Genomic DNA, 23,919 nt, shown 5'->3' on the forward strand with positions numbered 1-23,919 from the left:
CCTCGGAACGAGGAAAAATTGCGTAGCCTTGTTAAGCCTACCTGAATAGTTACCTACTTTTTTCTGTTATTTCGATAAACGGATACATATTTTCAGGGACTATTTAATAATAAGAACAAATTATTCTATTGAATTTATATAATCTAAATCTATTTATTTAAGGAAAAAGTCGAAAGCGTAAAAAATCCGCTTAAAAATGATTATTCGGCCTGAATTAGATTCTCCATTACGATGAAGAATGATCAGGGGTTATCACCCCCTTTTTCAAGAAAAAATTGAAGTTTGGTTTAACGGACGCAAAAAAGTTTAAGAAAATCAGAGAATAAAAATTCCCTGATTATTTAATTTACTTAACAATAATTCTAAATTGCACGGCGTTTAAAGCTGCGGACGCCTGTCAATAATTCTCTTTGCCTTTCCTGCGGTCCTCTCTATGCTGCCTTTCTCCAGCAGTTCGACGTTTGTGCGGATATTGAGAACAGCTTTGAGTTCATGCTGGACGTGGTCCTGGACAGCTTTAAGGTCTTTGAGGTCGCCAGTAAAGGCATTATCTTCAAGTTCGACCTCGATTGTGAGCTCGTCTAACATGTGTTTGTTACGGTCGAGGATGAGCTGGAAGTGTTCTCCTACCTGAGGAATTCTTGAGATTACGTCCTGGATCTGGGAGGGGAAAACGTTGATACCCCTCACGATCAGCATGTCGTCTGCCCTGCCCATCAGGCGGGAGATTCTTGTGGTTGTCCTGCCGCAGTCGCATTCGGACTCGAGGAGTTTTGTCATGTCGCCTGTGCGGTATCTGATGTTGCAGAAGCCTTCCTTGTTGATGGAGGTGAGGACGAGTTCTCCTTTTTCACCTTCGGATACCTGTTCCCCATTTTCGTCAAGGACTTCTACAAGGAAGTTGTCGCTCCATATGTGCAGGCCGTTCTGTTCCTGGCATTCGAAGCCTACGCCGGGCCCGAACATTTCGGATAAGCCGTAGCAGTCATAGGCTTTGAGGTTGAGCCTCTTTTCGAGCTGTTTGCGGGTGTTTTCTGACCAGGGTTCACCGCCGAAGATGGCTGCTTTTAAGGAGAGCTTGTCTATAAGGCCAAGTTCTTCTGCGGTTTCTGCCAGGTAGAAGGCATAGGAAGGAGTGCAGTGGACTGCGGTTACCCCGAAGTCTATCATCATTTCGAGCTGTCTGGCAGTGTTTCCTGTTGCTGCAGGCACAATCATGGCTCCCATTCTTTCAACGCCGTAGTGGAAGCCGAGCCCGCCTGTAAAGAGCCCATAATTCATGGAGTTCTGGACAACGTCACCTTTTGAAAGGCCTATCATTGTAAGGCTGCGGGCAATCATATCCGACCATGTCTCTATGTCCTTTGCAGTATAACCGACAACCGTTGGCTTTCCGCTGGTTCCTGAAGAAGCGTGGATTCTCACTATATCTTCTTTTTTTGCAGCAAAAAGGCCGAAAGGATAATTGTCCCGAAGGTCTGTTTTGCGGGTGAAAGGTAGTTTGTGGACGTCATCCAGAGTTTTTATGTCTTCAGGAGTTACTCCCGCCTCTTTAAATTTCTGCCTGTAGAAAGGAACGTTGTCATAGACCAGTTTTACACTGTGTTGCAGGCGTTTTAGCTGAAGTCTCTTCAGTTCTTCGGGATCCATTGTTTCGTATTTCGGCTGCCAGTATTTCATTAAAAGAACCTTCTTTAAGTTGTAAACACCATTTTTAGATTACTTATTTGCTATGAACTACCCTGTTCTTACTAACCTTTCATGCCATGTCTCTACATGCCATGCTATATTAAGTAATCCTATGAGTAATATAAAATGTTTGGAAAAATCCTTCTGTACTGTAATCCTTCCCACATATAAACATTGTTGAGTAAACTGTTTGGATTGGGGAAGTTAGGAAGTTTAATGGGTTTATTAAATCCCTTGCATCAGGTTCAGAGGGTACAGGTAACTCGAAATTTTTGTACGCCGATGCAAAGAATTTTGCACAACCGTAGTTTTTCAAAATTTGCCTGACTAAAATAAAAAAAACAGGTCTTTTTTTAAAATAGCAGTTAATAAAAAGCTTTAATTTTTGTAAACAGCAGTTAAAAAAAGCGTTATTCATTTCTGATGAACAAACAAAACCAGAAATAGTAATTTTTTCAGCATAACCAATAACTTCTCATATTACTGTACTTTACAGGATTTCTGGTATTCCATACAGGTTTTAGTATATTTTGCTCCTGAATTTCCAAAGCATAACCTGTCAATACGATCCCATACAACAACCCATAAAAATTTGGCATAAGAGAAAGGATAATTCACCCAGAAAATTAATTTCTTGAACAGTGATAGATTTCTATAGTCCTCTACCCACATAGATTCGCTTAGAAATCCTCTCCAGACAGGAGATTTTTGCATATGTTTCCATCGCCTGAACATATGACCTGTTATGAATAAGAAGGTACAGGTTATTGCAAATAATCTTTTAGTCATATTTTTCACTCTCAACGAATTAATATAATCAGGTTAACAGGAAAACGCATTAAAAGCAACACATTTCTTACAGATCGTATCTTAAGCGAATATAAATAAATATTTTTTTAAAGTTATACTTTCTTTCTTCCCATTTTCTTTCGTACATACCGTAAAACCCCATAAGAACAGCCCAGCAAAAGCATAATCTTAAAGGGTTTCTCACCCGCTTTGAGGAGTTCTTCGATCTTTTCGTGATCGAATTTTGGTTTCTGACCTTTCCTTTTTGGAGTAAATCGGTGACTCATTAAGATTTCACCTCTTCAACAACTTACTGTCCCTCAAGAAAGTTGAGAAAATCACTTAGCAGTCCCATATTATCCTTCTCCACGATATAATCTATTATATCAAAAATATAAAAACCTTTCATATTAATTATTAATTTAAACTATTAATATTTCTTGCATCCAATGTTTCCAAAAGATTATGTACCGAAGATTTTGCTCATTCTAATGGTCTCTGTACCTTATTCTTTACTGCAAAAACGGTTCTTCCATTAAGAATCTTTCCGGCTCCTCCAGTAATAAAAGAACTTTCTTAAGATCCAGTAATACATAATCTTCTCATAATCCTTATTTTTTTGATTATAACAATTGAGAACATTAATAAATGAATTTATACTGTCATAATGTTTTAGACAAAAAAATAAAGCATTATAAAGTTTTAAACTCGTCTCCAGCTTTTTATTTTTATATCCTGAATATAAGTATGTTTATATGTTAATTTACCCTGTAGTTTCTGAGTAAATTTATTCTGTTATTTTTTTGATTCCGGGTGTTTCCGGATCAAACTATGAAAAAACATGAGGGAAAAAATATGAAAAATAATAGATTTTCTATATGGAAAATAACACTATCTATTTTTACCATAGTAATGGCGTTGACTTTATTGTCTACAGCAGCTTCGGCATCAATTACTGTATACAAAACTCCTCTTGGTACAGGAACTCCTCCAGCAACAGAACGTCTAACCGGCGGGGGTAATTCCATTGATTATACAGCAGTAGCTGCTTCCAGCACCGATCCTAGAATCGTGCAATTTAAAGACCTGTCAAAAGGCACTGAGACATATATCAGATGGGACTTTGGAGATGGAACATCTCTCGAAGGGACAAAAATCACTTCTTCACTAAAAAATCCAGTACATAAGTATGCAAAGACTGGTTATTATATTAGTTGCCTGACTATCAAGTGCACTGGTTATGAAGGGAAGTTGTGGGTTCATAAGACTATTGTTATTAAATGATTTGAAAAAGTTAAAAGTTGACCTGTTAAAAGTTGACTTACTATTTTTTTAGTTTTTTTAATTCTTATTTTTATACCATTTTTAATATAAAAAATAAAAAAGTGAAATAATTTTGGGATAAAACACTGATCCTTAATCTCTTTTCCTGCTTTCCGGCTTTAACGCCTTCTGCTCAATAATGCAATCCCTATAAGAATCGTTCCCACAAAACCTATGAGGAAGGACATCAGCTTAGAAGGACTATTGACGATTCCTCCTGCCTGTGGGGTTTCTCCTCTTATCTGGGGTTCAAGACCCTCAAGTCCTGATGAGCTTGAAGTATCAAGAACAGACTTCACGCTTTCCAGAGTGGAAGATCTCTGACTTTCTATTGAGAGGTCAGTGTTTGATTTATGCTCTGTATCTGATCCGGTTGACTTTTCTTCTTCAAGAATGGATAATTCTGCCTTGGCAATGCCTTCAAGGCCCTTGCCTTTTTCATATGCTCCTGCCAGGAGAAGGTAATTTCCGGGGGGCAGGTCTGAAGTCGTCAGAGAAAGCGTTTTCTGGTTTTCTTCTCCTATGCTTATAATGCCGCTGCCCTTGCCTGCAAGGTCCAGGATTTCTTTCTCAAGCTTGTCATTACCGGTTTCGGACTCCAGGTTTGTTTCTTTGAGTCCGATATATTCCATGATCCTGAGCCCCTCTGCAAAAGTCCCGGACATGGATTCTGTGCCACTGGCATCGGAACTTATATTCGTGTTTGTTCTGCTGGCATTTTCTCTTATAAGTACGGCGCAGCAGGTATAGTTTTTCTGAGCAGGCGCATTTTTCATGTTCAGTCTGACTTCAAAGTTTTCGCCTTCTTCAAGTGTATTCGGAGCTCTGGCTCTCATCTCGTATTCCAGAACTTTGAAATAATGCGCCAGAAGAATCGTTTTTTCCTGCTCAGAGGATTTCGTTTCATTTTCTGCAGGCGTTATAACGACCCAGTAACTGCCTTCAGGAAGAGGGCCAAGCGTCAGAGAAGACAGGTCTCCGTTTTCGTTCAAAGTCTCAGGAATCTGGATGTAAGATTCGAGATTTTTGCTGAAGATATCTTCAAAGCTGACTGTACCGGCTGTAATATTTTTAACGGCATCGTCTGAAAAACTGGGGATGCGTGTTTTGACAAGATATATGTACACTTTCTGTTTTTTGAGGTCTTCGGGACCTTTATAGCTTATCTTCACGCTTTCATGTGCAGTATAAAATGAGTGAAGAGTATCGGCATGTGACAGTATGTATTGAAAATTGTACCAGCTGCTTTCCCCTGATTCATCCGGTTTTGACTCATTAATTTCCGCAATGTATGACCCGCTGCTTTCTTCAATATTAATCCGGGTTTCCAGGTCGTCATTTCTCTGATCCGTTTCCCCGCTGTTAGCCGCTCCTTCTGTTTCCACTTCAACAGGTCCCGGGTTTTTTGAACCGTCATATGATTCGGTATTCGTTTCAATTTCCGTCCCGGAATATTCAGAACTATCTTTCTTGTTATCTTCACATGTTTTTGCTTTCAGGTTCACTTCCAGCTTTTCCGTACTACCGGAGCTTTCTTCTGTTTCTTCTTCCTGAGATGTGGACTTGCAGGAACTTTTCTGGTCATCTGTGATGCAGCATTCTGCTTCTCCAGCTACCTGACTCTTTTTAGAATTTTTCTTGTCATCTATAACCTTATCTATTTTTATTTCTGCCTCTGAATTATCTTCATTACTTCCCGAACTACTTATATGGTCCTTGACTTCGGTTTGCACTTCCGGATTTCCCTCTGAATTCCCCTGGTCATCCGTATCATGTTCTTTCTCTGTTGTTGTTGCCAAATTATTTCTGGAACTTTTCTGGGTATCTGTACTGTAGCCCTCTACTTCTTCTCCCTCAGAATTTTCTTCAGGATTTTCCTGATTGCCAGTATCCTGTCCTATTTCGGTTTCTATTTCTGTGATCTCTTCAAGGCTCTCCTGACTGCCTGTGTTTTTCTCAGTGGCTGTTTCTCCAGTATCTTCTATCTTTTCTTTTGATTCCAGATTCTCTTCTGCACCTTCCTGATTGTCCGTACTCTCTTCTGAATCTGATGCCGTTTTTTGAGTTTCTCCAGTACTTTCCTGATCATCTGTGTTTATCGATACCTTTGAATTCTTCTCATGGCTTTCAGAGTCCGTTTTCTGGACATCCGTGCCAGCTTCTGTCTCTCCTTTTGCTTCCAGGTCCTCTATAGCCAGTTCCTCTACGGTATCCTCTTCAGTATCTTTCCCGTTTTGCACATCTTTATCGGTTACTATTTTGGAGTCAGGATCAGTTCCTGCGTTTTCATGGCTTTCAGTGTCGTTTCCTGATCCTGCTGACAGTGAAATGAGTGAAAGAATAAGAATCAAAATTGTCCAGGTCACTATCCACTTTCGACAGTGTATCCAGTTATACCTTTTTGTTCCTTTATTCAATTAATACACTCCTTAACCATCTTTTTTCATGTTTAACATCAGGCTTTAAACTCTGGCTTAGAGTCAAGACCTGAAGGAGTATCTAATTTTGAATTCGATGCTTTCAGGGCATTTATTTTAAAACTCGATCCTTTTAAAGTATCCGGTTTTGAAATCCAGTTTCAGGAGTTTATTTTGAGGATTTAACTTCTTCAGGGTTTTAGAGATCTCAATTCCCAATCTGTTAAAAAAAAGTCATTTTCAAATGTCAAATATATATAAAAATTCTATTAATAACTATTATTGTGAAATAAACACAATGGGGAAGTGAAATATGGCTGACAAGACCGATAAAGTTGCTGAAAATATTCCTGGACCTTATTATTGTGACTACAGCTGCATTGCATGCCATGTATGTGTGGAGACCTCACCAGAAAACTTCAAAATGAATGACGACGACTCCAATGCTTTTGTTTATAAGCAGCCGGAAAATGACGAAGAAAAAGAAGCCTGCGAAGAGGCACTTGAAGTCTGTCCGGTTGAAGCGATAGGCAACGACGGCTAAACTGGCCTGTTCTGTTAAGCCGACTTTATAGAATTATTTCTGTTCACTTTTTTAATTCCTCTTTCTCTAACCTTTTTTCTCTACCCTTTTTCTCTAACCTTTATTCTATCAGCCCGATTTCGGAATAGATTCTTGAGAGCCCTTGAAGGGTTAAGTATCCTTTTTTTGTGATAATATAGTCTCCCCTCTCGTTCCGCTGTAAAACCATGCCTGTATCAAGCAGTTTCTGCAGATGGAAGAGAAGGTTCCCGCCGCGAAGCCCGGTGAGTTTGGAAAGCTCGGAAAATGTCTTGCTCTCTCCAGAAAGTGCCTTGAGCATAAGGAGCCTCTGCCTGTTTGCTACCGGCTCGCATACTTCAGAAACTATTTTTTCAGGCTCGATCACACTTATATCGCCTTTCTCATCCTTTTCCTCCATATCTTCATATATCTGGAGGGAGCGCATAAGTTTGACCTGTTTTTCAAGAAGGCTGCTGGCTTCTGAGAAGCACCTGCTGCACTGAGGGGTTTTAGCTTCTTTCCTTAACTCCTCAAGCCTGTCCCTATACATCCTGACAGTCCCTGCTTCAACCCTTGGTCTTCCAACAAGTCCTGCAGTTTCCTGCAAAAAGTCCCTGAAAGTAGTTTCACATAACTCCCTCATCCCGCAGTCCCGGGTCATCTGATTGTGCATCCTCTCGTTTGCGTCCTCACAGAGGTAGTCAACCACAGGTTTCATGAAACCCTTTCTCATCTCTTCCAGCATCCCGTCAATATGCTGCTGGTTTGCTCTCTGTAAAAACCTCGAAAAATCGTTCCTGAGGGATGTTACTTCTTCCTTTATCGAATGCAATTCTTCAATATAGCAAGCATCAGAATCTGCCTGTGCTGTCTCCACTCCTATCAGCCTCTAAATCTGTTTTTATTATCATTTTGTATTAGCTTAAAATGACCCTGAACAGCGTCACTTCAATTACTGCTGTTTTTTCTTATTTGTCAAGGTCATTTTTCTATACAATCTAAAGCTTGTACATATTAATGACGCTCAAGTATATAAATATATACAGATGTCTAAAAGTCGGTGATAATGAATGGAATTAAAAGACATCAATGACTTTGTACAGACCGCAAATGAAGAACAGCTCAAAGCCTTCGGCTTCCTCGGGCAGTGGATGATGGAAAACGTCCCCAAATACTGCACCTGCGCCTCAAAGTGCAGCCAGAACTGTGAACTTGCAAAGGCACTGGGTGGAGAACTGATGAGAGCCGGGCAGAAACTTCAGGGACAGTAAACTTATTCAATGAAATTCTGCTCCCTTAAATTTTTCATATTTTCTGGCTTTAAGGAGGTCTATCAAACCCTGCCTTTTATGCCGTTTTATACTTTTTACACCGTTCTCAAAAAACCCGCTATAAAGACCCGAAGGACAGTGCATTTTAAAGCTCATGGATATTAAATATATATTTAATTGGAAACAAAGGGGAATTTAAGATGGAACCAGCAGCCTCAGACTGGATAAATTTCTGGAACGCAAACAGTTTTGCAGTGATCACTGACAGCACAAAGCCAGCCATGAAATGGACAGCCTCGGAACTAAAAAAGCGGGGCAAAAAAGTGTATTTAGTTGACCTCTCAGACAAACCTGCCTCCGATTCTTTTAAAACTGTTTCCGAACTTCCAGGAGGCATTGACCGCGCCATCATAGGCATAACAAAGTCCGAACCCGGAGAACTGATCCCGGTCCTGAAAGAAAAAGGCACAAAAAAAGTATGGATCCACTGGAAAACCGAAACTGAAAAAGCACTCAGTGCCTGCAGGGATGAAAACCTTGAATATCTGGCAGGGCGCTGCCCTATGATGTACCTTGGAAGCGGGTTAAGCATACATGGACTGCACAGGACGATTGCAAAGATGACGGGGAATTATTGAAAAATCTGAACACTTTCCTGTCCGCTTTTTTCAATAAATTAAGAAACTCACTGAAATCTAACCAAAATTTTTCCCATAAACCTATAACTCATGCAAACAGATATTCTGGTATGGCAGTCCCGAAGTACCTGAAACGCTATCTCAGGGTTCAGAGAGATGAAATGCCTGCCCTCTCCAGAATAACAGAGAGAGTTTCAGTCGAATTCGACCCTGAGATGGGACTTGAAGAGCTCCGGAATATCCATAAAACAAGCATCAAAGAATACAGAAAATTGCGGGAAAGCCTTGACATAGAAGTTATGGATTCGCTTGCTTATGCTGATAGTTCGGACAGGCTGAGGCTGTATACAAAAAGCTTCCTGGAACTCCCTGAAGCCAGCCCTTCCCTCCTTGACCTCAAGGCTGCAATCGTGGACAGGCTGCTTGAAAAATGCATCTGCTGTGAGCGCCGCTGCGGGATAAACAGAAAAAAGGGTGAAAAAGGCTTCTGCAGGCTGACTGATGTTTCTCGATATGCTTCAGAGTTTTTGCACATGGGAGAAGAGCCTGAACTTGTCCCTTCGCATACGATCTTTTTTACCGGTTGTGTCTTTGCATGTGTCTTTTGCCAGAACTGGGACATCTCCACATGCCCGGAATGCGGAACCGAAGTAGACCCGCGAAAACTTGCCAAGCTTGTTGACATCAGGAGGCTGCACGGAGCAAAAAATGTAAACTTCGTAACCCCTACCCCGCACCCTCATACCGTCCTGAAAATTGTGCAGGAAATGTCGACAAATACAGCGGTTATCTGGAACTCGAACATGTACCACTCAAAAGAGATCGCAGAAATTCTGGAAGGTGTGGTAGATGTTTACCTGGGGGACTTCAAATATGGAAATAACGAATGCGCCCTGAAATATTCGAAGGTGAAAAACTACCTGGAGACCGTCCAGCCCAACTTCGAATTCGCTTACGAGACCGCAGAAATCCTCCTCCGCCATCTGGTTCTCCCCGGCCATCTCGAGTGCTGCACAAAGCCGATTGCAGAATGGGTTGCAGAGCATATCCCGCAGGTCAGGTTCAACCTGATGTTTCAGTACAGACCCTGTTATAGGGCAATGGAATACCCGGAAATCGCACGCCATCTAACCCTTGAAGAGGAGGAAAGGGCTATTGCGATCGTCAGAGAGGCTGGGATTGAGGATTTGCTGGTTTGAGGGGTCAGGAAAAGAGAGAAGTTTCATTTTTAGAATAGAATCGTATTCTTTTTTAAATCTAATTTCAAATTTTTCGGAGAATGTTTTTACTCAAAATTGAACCCCGGGTTCTCACCGGTCGGTAAAGCCGGCAGGTTTTTACAAAAAACGCATATGAAATTCTTCGAATATTTTTTATAAATTTGGTCTCATTATATAGTCTCATTAAGATTATAATTTGTTGCATCAACATAAAGAAAGAAGTTCAAACAAACAGTGTAAATCAAGGAATTATAGTATTTGCTTCTAAATAAGCAAATACAGCCAAATCCAGATGATGCCCTGTTGTAAAAAAGAAGTACTGAGTATGGAAAATATTTACTTATTCAATGATCATTGAAGGTCAGGTTTCTTATCACCTGTATAACGGAGAATTAAGGGGGAAGTGAAAGTGAAAATAGGGCAATCTCCAGCAATAAACTCGAATGCTGTACCTGGTGTTGAAAATGATGGCACTGTTCCAGAACTTACCAGAATTATTGATGCTAAAGCGGTTCAGTCCCTTATGAACGATTTTTACAGGCTTGCCCATATCCCCATGGCCTTACTTGATCTTAAGGGTAATGTTCTGGTAAGTGTTGGATGGCAGGATATCTGCACAAAATTCCACAGGGTTAATACTGAAACCTGTAAGCACTGCATAGAAAGCGACATAAATCTGTCCAAGGGTGTTGTTCCAGGAAGGTATAAGCTTTACAGGTGCAAGAACAATATGTGGGATGTGGTGACTCCAATTGTGGTGGAAGGGCAGCATATAGGCAATGTCTTCTCAGGACAGTTCTTTTTTGAAGAGGAGCCTCTAGACTATGAACTATTTCGATCTCAGGCTAAAAAGTATGGTTTCAATGATGAAGAATATATAAAGGCGCTTGACAAGGTTCCCAGACTGAGCAGGGAGGCTGTAGATACAAGCATGGCCTTCTTTATGACCTTTGCTAATATGGTCTCACAACTAAGCTACAGCAATATCAGGCTATCTCAATCGCTGGCTGAACGTGATGCTGTGGTAGAAGCGCTGCGGGAAAGTGAAGAGCGGCTGCGACTCCTGAGCGACAACCTGCCAGACAGTGCTGTATATCAATATGTCCTTGAGCCTGATGGGAGTACTCGTTTTGTATACTTCAGCGCAGGCATCGAGCGGCTCAACGGCGTCAAAATATCTGATTTGCTTCGCGATCCTGGCACATTACACCGGCAGATCCCTCCAGAGTATCTGGAACGTCTCGTCGAAGCCGGAGCGCGGAGTGCCCGCGAATTATCAGATTTTGATATGGAATTACCCATGCGGCTGCCTGATGGCCAGCTGAAGTGGATGAGATTGCACTCCCGCCCTCGCCGGCTTCCCGATGGCAGAACAATCTGGGACGGTGTACAGACTGATGTCACCGAGCTAAAACGGGCTGAGAAGGTGTTGCATGAGAACGAATTGCGCATTAAGGTTACCGAAGCTGTCGAGGCTGAACGGCGGCGGTTCTTTGATGTGCTTGAGGCACTTCCTGTGATGATAGCTCTGTTAACACCTGACCATCAAATTGTCTTTGCAAACCGTTGTTTCCGTGAGATGTTTGGCGAGTCAGGCGAACGTCATTGTTTTAAGTATTGTTTTGGGCACAGCAGTCCATGCGATTTCTGCGAAGCGTATAAAGTATTTGAAAGCGGCAAACCCCACCGCTGGGAAGTCACTACCCCGGATGGAAGCGCGATTGAAGTTTATGATTTCCCTTTCACCGATGTTGACGGTTCACCTCTTATTCTTGAAATGAATGTCAACATCACAGAGAGAAAAGCAGCAGAAGAAAGGCTTCGGGATAGTGAGGAAAAGTACCGAAACATCGTTGAGACGGCAAACGAGATTATACTCATAACAGACAACAAAGACGTAATCGCTTATGTTAACCCGAAGATAATGGACATGTTAGGATATACTCCGAAAGAAGTTGTTGGCAGACCAATATGGGGTTTCATCAGTGAAGAATGTAAACCTGTTGTCAGGCAGAATCTGGAAAAGAGGACTCAGGGAATAAGTGGGAGCTATGAATTGAAATTAATTCGTAAAGATGGCTACCCTATCTGGACATACTTAAACGCTAAACCTCTTTTTGATAAGGAGGGCAAGTATGCGGGTGCCATGAGTATGTTAACCGACATCACCGAGCGTAAAAAGGCTGAAGAAGCCCTTTTGCAGATGGAAGAAATCCGCAAAAAAGAGATTCACCACAGGATAAAGAATAACCTTCAGGTGATTTCCTCCCTGCTTGATCTTCAGGCTGAAAAGTTTAATAACAGACAGGATATAAAGGATTCTGAAGTTCTGGAAGCCTTCAGGGAAAGTCAGGATAGAGTGATATCTATGGCTCTTATCCATGAAGAATTGTACAAAGGTGAGGAATTCGAAACTCTAAACTTCTCTCCATACATTCAGGAACTCGCTGAGAACCTTTTCGAAACATACAGCCTTGGAGATACCAGGATCACCTTAAGCATGGACCTGGAAGAGAATCTTTTCTTTGATATGGATACTGCAGTCCCGTTAGGAATGATTGTCAATGAGCTTGTTTCCAATTCTCTCAAGCATGCATTTACAGGAAGAGATAAAGGGGAAATTCGAATTGAACTTTTCGGGGAAGAATCCACAGGACTTAAAAGAGAAAACCGTGAGAATACTGATTTTACCCTGAAAATCTCAGACAACGGCATTGGCATGCCTGAACTTGATATTGAAAATCTTGACAGCCTTGGTATGCAGCTTGTAACTTCCCTTGTAGATCAGCTGGATGGAGAACTGGAGCTGAAAAGGAATAATGGGACCGAGTTTACTATAAAGTTCACGGTAATAGATAAAGATAAACAGGCATCAGCGTCAGCAACAAAACAACCATCTGATGATCTTTTAAACAGGAAGTAAGAAATGTGCATTGACAATGTAGAAAAAAAATCCATTGAAATCAGCGATAGAGGTAAAGTTTAAAAGCCTGAACTTCTAAGAGAAACCTCTTAACCTGACCGGTAAACTCTCACATATTAATTACTCATTAATAAAATATAGTCTTATATATCACTCGAAAGAATTACTCTATTAAAGATAGATCCTGATCTTCAGTATTTTCCTGATCCTTACAATTCGAGCTGACCCTTCATGCACTCGAAAACCCAACAGATCCTTAAAACATTTGAAGAAATCAATAAAATTCCCCGCCGTTCTAAAAATGAAGAAAAACTTGCCCTGTGGCTGCTGGAATGGGCAAGAAGCCATAATCTTGAAGCGAAAACCGATGCTTTAAACAATGTCCTGATAAAAGTCCCTCCTACCCCGGGCTATGAAAACTCTCCAGTGATTGTTCTGCAGGGTCATATGGATATGGTATGTGAAAAGTGCAGAGACTCAGAGCACGATTTTTCTAAAGACCCTATCAGGTGTGTATATGACGGGGAATGGATGCGGGGAGAGGAAACTTCAATCGGGGCGGATAACGGGATTGCCCTTGCAATAGGGCTTGTGCTGGCAGAAGCCGGAATAAAAGGAGAAATAGAGCATCCTCCTCTCGAACTTCTGTTTACGGTTGACGAGGAAACCGGGCTGACAGGAGCCAGCGGGCTTGAAGAAGGTTTCTTTGAAGGCAGAATTCTCCTGAACCTGGACTCCGAAGATGAAGGAGTTTTTATAGCCGGCTGCGCAGGAGGGAAGAATTCACGGGTTTTCCTGCCTGTTGAATGGGAACCTTTTGACTATGCAAAAGAAGGAGGGTCCGGGCTGTTCAGGCTCTCGGTAGAGGGGCTTGAAGGAGGGCACTCAGGTACTGAGATCCACAGGCAGAGGGCAAATGCGATTCAGCTGCTCGCCAGACTTCTGGTAAATCTTAAGGAAAAAGTCGGAAAAGAAGACATAAGGCTCGTTTTCTTCAGCGGAGGCAGTGTCCACAATGCAATTCCAAACTATGCAGAGGCATTTATTGCCCTTCTACGAAGCAAAGAAAAGCAGGCAGAAGATTTTGTTTCCGAGTTTCAGCAGACTCTGAAGGATGAGTATGCGGTATCTGATCCTGAAATTACCCTTCAGCTTAAAGAAGTTGAGAACAGGGTTATTTTCGAGGCATCCGGTGGAAAGGTCATCAGAAAAGAAGTGCCTTCTGACAGGGTTTTTTCTGCCCAAACGGAAGAAAAGCTTTTAGGGATGCTTCTTGGAATGCCTCATGGAGTTCACAGAGTCTCGGATACCATCCCGGGTCTTGTTGAAACCTCGAATAACCTTGCAGTTGTAAGGACAGATGATAATGAAGTAAGAATCGTATCGAGCCAGCGCAGTTCCGTCATGTCAAGGCTTGCCGAAGTCACAGGAAAGGTGGAAACCATTGCAAAACTGGCAGGAGCCCGGGTTGAACACGAATGCGGATATCCTGCCTGGGAACCGGACCTTCAATCAGGGCTGCTTAAGAAATGCAGGCAGGCTTATAAAGAGACATTCGGGAATGATCCGGAAATCAAAGTCGTGCATGCAGGGCTTGAATGCGGGGTAATAGGCTCTAAATACGGGCGCATTGAAATGATTTCTTTTGGGCCGACTATCAAAGACGCTCATTCTCCGGCTGAGAGGGTTTTTATCCCCTCGATTGAGAAGGTCTGGGTTTTTCTGGAAAACCTGCTGAAGAGCTATCGGGCTTCCTGATTGGCTTCAATCTTTTCTATCGGGTGGCAAATATGGCGGTCTGCTGTTCTCAGGGTTTTCCTCGTTGCCGGCAGTCCCATTTTCCTTTTCATTTCTCGTCATTATGGAGCGCTCTTTCATGAAATAAGCCAGCGCTACTATTGGCAGGGCATATCCAATCCCGTAGAAAGCAAGGTTGTTTTCCTGTTCTTCAAAGATAACGCTTAAATAATTTACCGCAAGCACCACGATTGTCAGCCCCACAAGATTTAATTCCAGTTCTTCAATGTCATGCGTTTTAAGCCATGGAGATAGAGGAAGAGGTTCTATAAACAGTTCATACAGGCCAAGTGAGGTAATGAAAAGTACTGTACCGACAAGGAACAGGTGGACGATCTCCACAATTTCAACAATTATGTTCCCATGTGTAGCTGTCTCCTCCATTCCGGAAATCAGTTCAGGTAGAAAATAAACAAGTTCGATTCCGCCTTTGATAAACAGGATAACAGCCGCAATAGCCAGCCCGATAACCGGAATAAGCACGAAGAATCGTGTTCCTGCAATAAATTTGACGACTTTAATCATCATGGTCCTCTCCGGCGAAATCTACTCTCATTATTCCAGTACCGATTTACTCTTCGGCAAACGCTGCACGCAGCCTGTCCTCTTCTTCTTTGGACAGGTTGGAAGCAATGAGTTCAAACTTTGCACCTTTAGCTGCTTCCGCTACTCTATCCTTTACGGCATCGCTGGTCATGAGGAAAAGAGCTGAAGTGCCTTCAGTTACTTTGCTCCGCACTGACCTGATAAAATCGTCATTAATTCCAATGTCAGCCATTGAACCGGTCAATGCACCCATTGTAGCTCCCACAACCATGCCAAGTATGGGAACAAAAAAGATAAGACCAAATAACATGCCCCAGAAAGCACCGCTCAAAGCTCCTGTACCTGCCAGGTCATACAACTGTTTGGTCTTTGGCTTCTTTTTTCCCTCCGGCCAGGTAACTATGGCTGCATCATGGAGGTTTATCAGATGCTGTTTGCTCAAATCCTTTACCACTTCAAGTGCTTTTTCTGCACCATCAGAGGTTTCAAACTTCAGAACAGTTAATGTTGCCATTCTTCGAATCTCCTTCTCCTGCTTTTTATACCGCTAATTCTATGTATATTATTTTATACATGCTGATATATTTTATCGGGTGTAATTACTGGAATATTGTCCTTTCAGGAAGACATAAGATCTTCTATAGTTCTACAGCGCTTTTTAGCCCGCATCTTCTTCATTCTGGTTTCTGCTTCCGCTTGATTCCATTAACTTCGCCATCCAGCGCGTTTCTTCGGAACTTTCCAGGATCATTTTCACAACCATTGTAAGGGGTATTGCAATTAACGCTCCCGCTGTTCCGAGTACATAAGCCCAGTAAAATAGAGACAGAAACACAACCGATGGAGATAGTTTGAGACCCTTGCCTGCAAGGGATGGAAAAAGAACGTTTTCTACGAGCGCATTGACGAGTGAGATGCCTGCGAGGACAGCCAGGGCTCCTAAAGGTCCGTACTTAAATAAGCCAAGAAGCATCGGTGGGAGAGCGGCCAGAATAAATCCAATATATGGGATGTAGGCCAGCAGAAAGGTCAGAATCCCCCAGAGAATTGCAAAATCAATGCCACCGATAAGAAGAAGCACAGCAGTCCCTATCCCTCCCAGCAGATTTGTCTCGGTCCGTATAACAATGTAATTAATAAGGTTTTTTCCGAATTCGGTAACCTGCAATACCAGGAAAGACTGGCTTTCAATCTCTTTCTGAACCTTTTTCGGAGCGCCGGCAGCGTCCAGCAGCAAAAATGTTGTGGTGATAATGATGAGCCCGGTTGTTGTCCCTGCATCCAGGACTCCGGTAAGGATTCCGGCAGTAATACCGAATGCGAATGCCCCTATGTCACGCAAAATTGATTCAATAGAAAATCCTGCAGAAGGCAAATAATCTGCGAGTTTTTCCAGAATGCCCATTAATTGAGTTTCATAATTCGGTATCCGGGTGCTGAGCTGGAGCAAAGACCCCAGTACCAGAAGCCCGCTTGCAATTGCAACAACGATGAAAAGAAGGATTACAAGACCGACGCTAACCGTTCCCGGAACTCCTTTTCTCTGGAGCCAGTGGACCAGAGGAGCAAAGATCAGGTAGGCAAAAACCGAGAAAAAAACGGGCACGAGTATGGTTGATATCTGCTGCATGCCAATGGTAAGGATAACCGCAGCTGTGCTATAGATCAGAATTCTGGCTGGTGCAGAATGAGTATCCTCATTTATATTTGCATCCCCCTATTTTCATACATCTCCCAATCTCCACTCCTTAAGTATCCCTGATGCGGAACCATTTTTGCGATCCAAAGACAGATTTAACTATCAGTCAGTGGCTAGATATGGTAAATATATGTGAGGAGACTGTAAATAGCTGCCTATTAAGGATGCAGACTTTTACCGGGTTCACAGGCAAAACAGAAGAACAACTATTGAATGAAGTCGATACGGAACAGGATGTTAAAGTAAAAGCTGGAAACATGTCAGTGAATAAGAACCTGAAAGGCTCCGGAATTATCTGCAGGTAAAGAACTCGCACCATTGACTATTAAGAGTTATATACAAAGTTGGAGTGCTGGTGTGTCGTGAAATTTTTAATGATTTATGCCCGCAATTTTAAGCTTGGGAAATTTTTAAAGCCATTAAAAAAACTCATGAAATGAGTAACATCCAGAGTCCCATTCTCCAGCCATAGCAAGATGAAGAAACTTCATGGGTTGGGCTATATATTATCAGATATATAAAAGAGAGGTGTCAGGAAAAGAGGTTCTAACTGACATGATTTGAGGCTAAAAGAAGGGAAAGCTTTATTCCGGCAAATAAAGCCGGGCTTCAAAAAGAAAAGACGTATAAACTTGTTATACGTCAAAAAGGACCTCAAAATAGACAATGAGTATGCTGGATATGAGTTTGGGAACTCACTGAAATAGGATGCATACATATGTGAATTCGCTAAATCTGGTTTGGGAATACCAGAAAAATATCAATAAAAAATGTGTGGGTTAGGGATTCATCAAGACAATTCGTCAGGAAATAAGTTACAGGAGAAAGTCAGTTGAAGGCAAAAAAGCCAGTTGTATGCCCCAAAAGATCACCACCTGGAGAAGGAAACTATCAGTAAACTGCCGGTCAGACAGGGCTCAGGGCTCAAGCAGGATAATGACAAACATTATCCAGATGGCGGCTTGAGAAATGGCAAAACTGAGCCGTGCCACGACCTGGATCATTGAAGTAATCAGTTTCAAAGACAAACCCTGAGAAAATTCGAGGCTGTCTGCATCTTCCTTCTCTTACACAGCACTGGCTTAATTACTGATATATCTTCTTGCCTCATTTTCCTGACGAATGTTCACTTTTATACTACCTTTTTTTTTCACTTTGATACTACTGTTTTCCGTTGAATTTTTGCCTTTTTTATACCGGGTGTTTTATTTGACTGGTGTTATACCCATAACCTTGCAGGCAACATCCCATCTTTTCTTCTCTAAAACCCGCACATTGTGTGATTATTCTTTATATGTAAAAATGCCTTCTTTCTGGATTTGATCCTGGTGCTTACAGCTTCAGGAAAGGAAAGCGGTTTAGACCTTCGCTAAATAGAGAAATAAAGAAATAAAGAAGATGATAGTAATTATTAAATAATAATGAATATCATTTAGTAATGGATATCATGTATATCTGAATAAAACTGCACAGGTAAATTGAGTGGATGGCGATGAAGACCACAGAGAAAGCTGACATTAAATACACGAACCAGAGAGTCGAAATACTTGCTTTCCTGCGCGAACACGACGGTCATCCCACTGTAGACGAAGTTTATGATGGGGTTAGAAAAAAACTGACGCGTATAAGCAAGGCTACCGTATATAAAAATCTCAAATTCCTTACTGAAAAAGGGTTACTGGAGGAGGTGAATGTAAAAGGGGTCTCAAGATTTGAAGCTAATTTCATTCCACACCATCATCTCATCTGCCGGGAGTGCGGCATGATGGAGGATTTTAATTCCGAACAACTGATGGACTACTCGATGAAGATAGCTGAGGAAATAGAAGGATTTACTATTGTTTCAACGAGCACTAACTTCTATGGCTTATGTAAAAAGTGTAAGGAAGAAATGTAACCTGACAGAACATAAGGGGGAAACAGTGTACTATCCAGATAAAAGTACATCCTTCCTGTGGTCAAAGATAAAGATCCGGTTACAAACAAAATGTGCTTCAGATTCTCTCTGGGCACGAAGTTGATCTGCAAGCCGTGACAGAAGACATCGGCTTGCTTCATCGCAGAGAGTGAGGGATATGAATGGTTGATTTGCTTTTATTAAGCCGGCTTCAGTTTGCCATAACAGTTGCTTTCCATTTCCTGTTCGTTCCACTAACACTGGGACTCGCACTGTTAGTGGCAGGCATGGAAACAATGTACTACAGAAACAAAAGTGAAACCTGGCGAAAGATGGCTGATTTCTGGGGCAGGATATTCAAGATAAACTTTGCAATAGGTCTGGTAACAGGTCTTGCAATGACTTTCCAGTTCGGTACGAACTGGGGTGCATATGCGGAATTCATGGGAGATGTCTTTGGTCCACCGTTAGCAGTGGAAGCATTGCTGGCTTTCTTCCTTGAAGGCACTTTCTTTGGCGCATGGATATTCCTTGACCGCTCCCGCCAGAAACTGAAGGCATTTTCCATGTGGATGGTCGCCCTGGGCACCAACATATCTTCATTATGGATTATCACTGCTAATGGTTTTATGCAGAATCCGGTCGGCTATGAAATGGCTGCTGACGGGAGCAGGGTAATTATGACAGATTTCTTTGCCCTGCTGACTAACAGTTATGTGTGGTACATGCTGGTACATACCCTGCTTTCAGCTTACCTCCTGACAGCATTCCTGATAATGGGAATCTGTGCATATCACTTCCTTAAAAGAAACAACAATGAAGTGTTCAGGAAGTCTTTCAGAATAGCAGTTGCCATAGCACTTGTTACTTCGTTCCTGCTTCCTGTTCTCGGTCACAGTTATGCGCAGTATGTTGCTGAACTTCAGCCTGCCAAAGGAGCGGCAATGGATGCGATATGGGAATCTGGCTCCTCGCTGCCAATGTATCTTATACAGGTGCCGGATTCAGGTACCGGTTCCAACAGTATTGAGCTGCTAGGAATTCCGGGTCTTGCAAGTTTCCTGTATACGGGAAGTTTCAGCGGAACGATAACAGGACTTAACCAGCTGCCTCAGGATGAACTGCCGCCTGTGGAGATAGTATTCTGGAGCTTCAGGCTGATGACAATACTGGGCTCTCTGTTCATGATAGAAGCCCTTGCGGGCTTATATCTTCAAAAATCAGGCAAGCTGTACACATCGGATAAGTATCTGAAGCTGCTGATGCTGTCTATTCCTCTCCCGTATATTGCCATCACAGCCGGCTGGATTGTAGCTGAGGTAGGAAGGCAGCCGTGGATAGTTTATGGTCTGCTGAAGACAGCTAACGGCATATCATTGGTTCCCGCATTGGATGTAATGTTAAGCATTGTCCTTATCAGCGCATTATATCTGGTTCTGATAGTCTTTGAGATATACCTCATAAAGAAAACCGTGGTCAATGCAACAGGAGTTGAGTGAAGATGTTCGATTTCCTTACTCATGATATGCTTGCTGTTATCTGGTTCTTCCTGTGGTGTGTAATATGGGGAGTTTACTTTATTGTAGACTCATTTTCCCTTGGAGCAGGCCTTCTGGCACCCTTTATTGCCGCAAATAAGGCACAGAGGGTACAGATCCAGAGCTCTGTGGGTCCTTTCTGGGGAGGTAACGAGGTATGGCTCATCCTTGCTGCAGGTGGAACATTTGCTGCATTTCCGCTGGTATTCTCGAAGATGTTCACTTTCCTCTACCTTCCCATGATGCTGCTTCTCATCGGTCTGGTCATAAGGGGAATTTCCATAGAATATCTCCACAAGGATGACAATCCCCGGATACAGAAGGCATTTACCTGGGGATGGTTTGTAGGAAGCCTGCTGATCTCCCTTGTCCTGGGAGTTGCATTTGCAAACTTCTTCAGGGGGCTTGAAATCGCTTCAGGAGGAGTTTATGAAGGCAGCCTGCCCGGACTTTTCGGACCCTATGCACTGATAGGCGGTGTCCTGTTCGTGCTTATGAGTGTTAGTTCAGGTGCGCTCTGGATCAGTGTCAAGACCGAAGGCGCCGTAGCTGCAAAAGCAGGGGACCTGGCAAAAAAGAGCACTCTTATTGTACCTGTGCTTGCTCTGATCTATCTGGTATATTCCTTTGCGGGCATAGAAGGGTTTACAGCCAATTATTCAGCCATGCCAGTGCTTTACATATTGCCGGTTCTTGCGGTGGTGGCAGCTGTTCTTGCTGTGTTCTTTGCAAAAAAGGACAAAGGATTCCTGGCTTTTTGCAGCAACCTTCTGGCGCTTCTTTTCATTGTCCAGACCGGGCTTGCGAGTACCTATCCTTACATGCTCAAATCCTCTGTCTCTCCCGAATACGGGATAGATATATTTGAGGCAGCATCAAGCCATATGACCCTGAGCATCATGCTGGGAGGAGCACTGGTATTCGTGCCCATAGTCATCATCTACCAGCTGTGGGTATATACCCTGTTCAGGGAAAAGATAAAAGAAACAGAACAGGTCGAGTACTGACCTGTTTTCTCTTATTTTTTAGTTCTTTGTCACTTCAGGTATGTCGTTTCTTCTTTGAGACTTTGTACAGGAGCCTCTCTTTGCATTTTCCATAGTGAATAACTCATATTTTCTGCCTGTATCTCAATTCCCTGAAACTTATCCTGAATTCGGTCCCTTCGCCAGTCGTATTAAGTTCAATGCTTCCTTCTATCTGGTCCACAAGGTTAATCACAAGCTGCAAACCCAGAGACTCCGTTTCCCGGAAATCAATTTCTTCAGGGAAGCCTCTGCCGTTATCTCTAACAGTGAGTAAAAAATGATTTCCTTTCTCTTCTTTTTTGAGGCAGATGCAGATCTCACCGCTTTCCCTGTCTGAAAAGGCATGTTTGAGGGCGTTTGAAACGAGTTCGTTAATAATGATACCCAGAGGGACAGCCGTATCCATCCCAAGGAAAACATTATCAACGTCAAGCTTCAGGTTGATATCTTTATCACCTACTGAATAAGCCCCGAAAAGGTAATTTGCAAGGTTCTGGATGTAATCTGCAAAGTCCACACTTATCATATCTTCGGACTGGTAGAGTTTTTCATGGACCAGAGCCATAGACTTGACCCTGTGCTGGCTCTCCTTAAAGGCTTCGATTACCTTTTCATCATTGAAATTTCCTGACTCAAGGTAGAGAAGGGTTGAGATCACCTGAAGGTTGTTCTTGATTCTGTGGTGAATCTCTTTTTTGCGGATTTCTTCCATCTGCAAAAGGGCTTCTTCGGCTTTTTTGTGTTCAGTTATGTCAAGGATAATTCCCTGAAGGCGAACCTCGCCTTTTTCATTCCTCTGGATAAAAGTTCTCTCGTCCACCCAGCGGATCTCACCGGACCTTGTGAGTATCCTGTAATCCGAGTTATAGACATCACAGCCGGATTCAACATTCTTTGCAAGTTCAAGCTCAACTTTTTCCAGGTCTTCAGGATAGACTATGTCCCCGTAAAGGATTTTCCTTGATGTAAAGTCCTCTACATTATATCCGAGCCTTGTAACGTTTTCCGAGACAAACTCTATAGGCCAGCCTTCTTCATATTTCCACAAAAAGACAATAACAGGGCTGCTGTTAATGATGCTCTCCAGCTCTTCTTTTAGCTTGTTGGAATGCTCAAGCTTCCTCGCATATTCCATAAGGGATTTTTCCGCCTCTCTCCGCTGGGTTGTAATCCTGTCAAGCACCAGGCGGGTTTCTTCAATTCCATCAGTGAGAAGCTTAAAATCTCCCTGCCCCTGTATCTGAATAGGCCTCTTGAAATTGTTATGCTGAAAAGCGGTCAGGACAGCGTTGGAGTCGTCAATAATCATGTTCAGGGTCTCGGAAAACTTGTCAAGGGTATCCTCAAGCTCCCTGAACTCTCCCTGAACATCTACCTTGACCCTTTCTTTTAATTCCCCTTTCGCAAGGGCATTGGTAACCCTCATCGTTTCCCGGATAGGGATAACCACAGCATTAAGAATTTCGTTCAAACCTTTAGGAATTTCCCGGAAATCGATTGCCACATCCGTGTCAGCCCTTACCCCCAGTTCTCCTTTAACCGCATCTTCGGCAATGCTCTTAAAATCCTTAACTATTCTGTTAATTGGCTTTGTCACGGACCTTGCAATCATATAGGCAAGGGCAGCCATGAACAGGATTGAAATTGCAGAGATGATAAGAAGCCGGGCCCTCAAATCAGTTACTCCGGCAAACATTTCTTCTTTGGGGACGACCAGCACGAAAGCAAAGTCCCCTGTTTCAACAGGTTCGTAAAAAAGAATAACGTTTTTTCCTGTGGTGGGATCTATGGTTTCAAGACGTCCTCCAATTCCATTTTTTATATCATTGGAGGCTTTTTTGACATTTTCCCCTCCAAAATCATAGAGGTTCTTTTTCCCGATCCAGTCCTTATGTGTGGGGTGGGAGAGAAGAACTCCGGTATTGCTTACCATAAAAGCATACCCTGTATCGAAAATCCTTACTTCGCTTACCTCCTCGTCCACATAGTCGAGAGAAACATCAACGCCTCCAATCCCTGCAAATTCTCCGTCCTTAATGATTGGAGAAACGTAACTCACCATGAAAACTCCTTCATAAAAATAGGGTTCGGTCAGAGTATCCTTGCCGGTTGCCTTCGGGAGCTGGTAGTAGTCCGAGGTATTATAATGAAGCAGAGGGGCAACTGAAGCATTTCCGCTCATTTTATTCCAGTAAGGGACAAACCTGCCGGTTTCATCATGGGCAGGCGCATTTACGTATTCAGCATCTTTCCCGTCAAATGCATTGGGCTCAAAAGCCACATAAGTCCCGAGAAGATGAGGATTATCACGGAGCAGGTTTTTCAGAATAAGAATAACTTCATCCCTGTCTTCGGTTTCATAGCTTTCCATTGTGGTGGAAATCGTCCTTGCAATGGCAAGGTTGGCTTTCATATCGGCATCGAACTGGTTTGCATAATTGGAAGCCATTTCAACCGACTGCTGATAAGCCAGTTTTTCTTCCTGCGTCGTGACCGTGGAGATGATCACAGCTGTGGAGGCTGTAAGGATCAAAAAGACCCCGAGTACGGTGTAAACAATCATTTTTGTTCTTAAAGGGGTGTTGCTAAGCATTTTGATT

20 protein-coding genes are annotated in these 23,919 nt (G+C 42.6%); 11 read left to right on the forward strand and 9 right to left on the reverse strand.

The annotated features are described in order from the left end of the window. Positions 1–378: 378 nt before the first annotated feature. The 3 genes from PLL47_RS09400 to PLL47_RS09410 form a co-directional block, all read right to left on the reverse strand. A complete protein-coding gene (locus PLL47_RS09400) occupies positions 379–1,680 on the reverse strand; it encodes a phenylacetate--CoA ligase family protein (RefSeq protein WP_324445937.1) in 1,302 nt (433 codons plus the stop codon). 109 nt (positions 1,681–1,789) lie between these two features. Next, positions 1,790–2,107, reverse strand: a complete 318-nt coding sequence (locus PLL47_RS09405) for a hypothetical protein (RefSeq protein WP_324445938.1) — start codon at positions 2,105–2,107, stop codon at positions 1,790–1,792. 484 nt (positions 2,108–2,591) lie between these two features. Continuing rightward, on the reverse strand, positions 2,592–2,765 hold the full coding sequence (locus PLL47_RS09410; RefSeq protein ID WP_324445939.1) for a hypothetical protein: 174 nt from the start codon (positions 2,763–2,765) through the stop codon (positions 2,592–2,594). A gap of 544 nt (positions 2,766–3,309) precedes the next feature. Here PLL47_RS09410 and PLL47_RS09415 point away from each other — a divergent pair. Next, positions 3,310–3,762 carry a PKD domain-containing protein gene (locus tag PLL47_RS09415; protein ID WP_324445940.1) on the forward strand — a complete coding sequence of 151 codons (453 nt, stop codon included), beginning with the start codon at positions 3,310–3,312 and terminating at the stop codon, positions 3,760–3,762. Positions 3,763–3,920: 158 nt separating this feature from the next. Here the strand turns inward: PLL47_RS09415 and PLL47_RS09420 are convergent, their stop codons facing one another. Next, positions 3,921–6,167, reverse strand: coding sequence for a TIGR04279 domain-containing protein (locus tag PLL47_RS09420; RefSeq protein ID WP_324445941.1), 2,247 nt, complete (start codon positions 6,165–6,167; stop codon positions 3,921–3,923). A 364-nt stretch (positions 6,168–6,531) separates the two neighbouring features. Between PLL47_RS09420 and PLL47_RS09425 the strand changes: the two genes are divergently transcribed. Beyond that, complete coding sequence (locus tag PLL47_RS09425) at positions 6,532–6,762, forward strand: ferredoxin (protein WP_324445942.1); 231 nt, start codon at positions 6,532–6,534, stop codon at positions 6,760–6,762. 100 nt (positions 6,763–6,862) lie between these two features. Here PLL47_RS09425 and PLL47_RS09430 read toward each other — a convergent pair whose 3' ends face one another. Further along, positions 6,863–7,639 carry a winged helix-turn-helix domain-containing protein gene (locus PLL47_RS09430; protein WP_324445943.1) on the reverse strand — a complete coding sequence of 259 codons (777 nt, stop codon included), beginning with the start codon at positions 7,637–7,639 and terminating at the stop codon, positions 6,863–6,865. A gap of 193 nt (positions 7,640–7,832) precedes the next feature. Between PLL47_RS09430 and PLL47_RS09435 the strand changes: the two genes are divergently transcribed. The 5 genes from PLL47_RS09435 (at position 7,833) to PLL47_RS09455 (ending at position 14,572) form a co-directional block, all read left to right on the forward strand. Then, entirely contained in the window at positions 7,833–8,033 is a 201-nt protein-coding gene (locus tag PLL47_RS09435; RefSeq protein ID WP_324445944.1) for a hypothetical protein, read from the forward strand. 200 nt (positions 8,034–8,233) lie between these two features. Next, on the forward strand, positions 8,234–8,671 hold the full coding sequence (locus PLL47_RS09440) for a CoA-binding protein (protein WP_324445945.1): 438 nt from the start codon (positions 8,234–8,236) through the stop codon (positions 8,669–8,671). 110 nt (positions 8,672–8,781) lie between these two features. Next, positions 8,782–9,870 carry a radical SAM protein gene (locus PLL47_RS09445; protein ID WP_324445946.1) on the forward strand — a complete coding sequence of 363 codons (1,089 nt, stop codon included), beginning with the start codon at positions 8,782–8,784 and terminating at the stop codon, positions 9,868–9,870. Positions 9,871–10,324: 454 nt separating this feature from the next. Then, positions 10,325–12,814 carry a PocR ligand-binding domain-containing protein gene (locus PLL47_RS09450; protein WP_502883694.1) on the forward strand — a complete coding sequence of 830 codons (2,490 nt, stop codon included), beginning with the start codon at positions 10,325–10,327 and terminating at the stop codon, positions 12,812–12,814. A gap of 231 nt (positions 12,815–13,045) precedes the next feature. Beyond that, complete coding sequence (locus tag PLL47_RS09455) at positions 13,046–14,572, forward strand: aminoacyl-histidine dipeptidase (RefSeq protein ID WP_324445948.1); 1,527 nt, start codon at positions 13,046–13,048, stop codon at positions 14,570–14,572. A 6-nt stretch (positions 14,573–14,578) separates the two neighbouring features. On the opposite strand, the gene PLL47_RS09460 is transcribed toward PLL47_RS09455, so the two are convergent. The 3 genes from PLL47_RS09460 to PLL47_RS09470 all read right to left on the reverse strand — a co-directional run bounded on the left by PLL47_RS09460 (position 14,579) and on the right by PLL47_RS09470 (position 16,862). Further along, positions 14,579–15,139 carry a YqhA family protein gene (locus PLL47_RS09460; protein ID WP_324445949.1) on the reverse strand — a complete coding sequence of 187 codons (561 nt, stop codon included), beginning with the start codon at positions 15,137–15,139 and terminating at the stop codon, positions 14,579–14,581. Between the two features lie 43 nt (positions 15,140–15,182). Continuing rightward, a complete protein-coding gene (locus PLL47_RS09465; RefSeq protein WP_324445950.1) occupies positions 15,183–15,671 on the reverse strand; it encodes a DUF1269 domain-containing protein in 489 nt (162 codons plus the stop codon). 144 nt (positions 15,672–15,815) lie between these two features. Then, positions 15,816–16,862, reverse strand: a complete 1,047-nt coding sequence (locus PLL47_RS09470; RefSeq protein ID WP_324445964.1) for an AI-2E family transporter — start codon at positions 16,860–16,862, stop codon at positions 15,816–15,818. Positions 16,863–16,975: 113 nt separating this feature from the next. Between PLL47_RS09470 and PLL47_RS09475 the strand changes: the two genes are divergently transcribed. From PLL47_RS09475 to cydB, 4 genes are all read left to right on the forward strand, one after another. Further along, positions 16,976–17,161 (forward strand): hypothetical protein, encoded by a 186-nt coding sequence (locus tag PLL47_RS09475; protein ID WP_324445951.1) that lies wholly within the window; start codon positions 16,976–16,978, stop codon positions 17,159–17,161. Positions 17,162–18,348: 1,187 nt separating this feature from the next. Next, positions 18,349–18,753 (forward strand): Fur family transcriptional regulator, encoded by a 405-nt coding sequence (locus PLL47_RS09480; RefSeq protein WP_324445952.1) that lies wholly within the window; start codon positions 18,349–18,351, stop codon positions 18,751–18,753. A 182-nt stretch (positions 18,754–18,935) separates the two neighbouring features. After that, on the forward strand, positions 18,936–20,252 hold the full coding sequence (locus PLL47_RS09485; RefSeq protein WP_324445953.1) for a cytochrome ubiquinol oxidase subunit I: 1,317 nt from the start codon (positions 18,936–18,938) through the stop codon (positions 20,250–20,252). A gap of 2 nt (positions 20,253–20,254) precedes the next feature. Beyond that, positions 20,255–21,298, forward strand: coding sequence for a cytochrome d ubiquinol oxidase subunit II (cydB, locus tag PLL47_RS09490; RefSeq protein ID WP_324445954.1), 1,044 nt, complete (start codon positions 20,255–20,257; stop codon positions 21,296–21,298). Positions 21,299–21,401: 103 nt separating this feature from the next. Here the strand turns inward: cydB and PLL47_RS09495 are convergent, their stop codons facing one another. Continuing rightward, the gene (locus PLL47_RS09495) at positions 21,402–23,912 is read right to left on the reverse strand and encodes a histidine kinase dimerization/phosphoacceptor domain -containing protein (protein ID WP_324445955.1); all 2,511 of its coding nucleotides are present in this window, start codon (positions 23,910–23,912) and stop codon (positions 21,402–21,404) included. Positions 23,913–23,919: the final 7 nt, after the last annotated feature.

Source organism: Methanosarcina sp. (genome assembly GCF_035390745.1).
In the GTDB taxonomy this organism is placed as follows: domain Archaea; phylum Halobacteriota; class Methanosarcinia; order Methanosarcinales; family Methanosarcinaceae; genus Methanosarcina.